The following is a 511-nucleotide window of genomic DNA, read 5'->3' as shown; positions in this document are numbered from 1 at the left end:
AGTGTTATCCGGTATTAGACCCCGTTTCCAGGGATTGTCCCAGAGTGCAGGGCAGATTGCCCACGTGTTACTCACCCGTTCGCCACTAATCCACCCCGAAGGGCTTCATCGTTCGACTTGCATGTGTTAAGCACGCCGCCAGCGTTCGTCCTGAGCCAGGATCAAACTCTCCGTGAATGTGTACCCGGCTGCGTCTGAATTAAAGACTGCGGGTCGACACCACGAGAGCGGAACAGCCAGGCGGAATGAGCCCGGCCGTCCACAGCATCCTCGCTGTGTTTTACTTCAAAGGAACCTCGCCCCAGCCGAGATGGCCGGAGACGGGGTATCAACATATCTGGCGTTGATTTTTGGCACGCTGTTGAGTTCTCAAGGAACGGACGCTTCCTTCGTACTCACCCGAGAGACTCTCTCGCGGCTTTCCTCCGGGCGCTTCCCTTCGGTCTTGCGCTTCCGACTCTATCAGACCGTTTCCCGATCCGATTTCCTCGGTGCTTTCCAGGGTCCCGCT

At 57.3% G+C, this 511-nt stretch carries 1 rRNA gene; it reads right to left on the bottom strand.

The features are described 5' to 3' along the window. Window positions 1-177 (bottom strand): 16S ribosomal RNA (locus E7Z54_RS09300); the annotation flags it as partial. Window positions 178-511: the final 334 nt, after the last annotated feature.

Origin of the sequence: Nocardioides sp., assembly GCF_004803405.1 — a bacterium.
In the GTDB taxonomy this organism is placed as follows: domain Bacteria; phylum Actinomycetota; class Actinomycetes; order Propionibacteriales; family Nocardioidaceae; genus Nocardioides; species Nocardioides vastitatis.
This window is presented reverse-complemented; position numbering and strand designations above follow the sequence as displayed.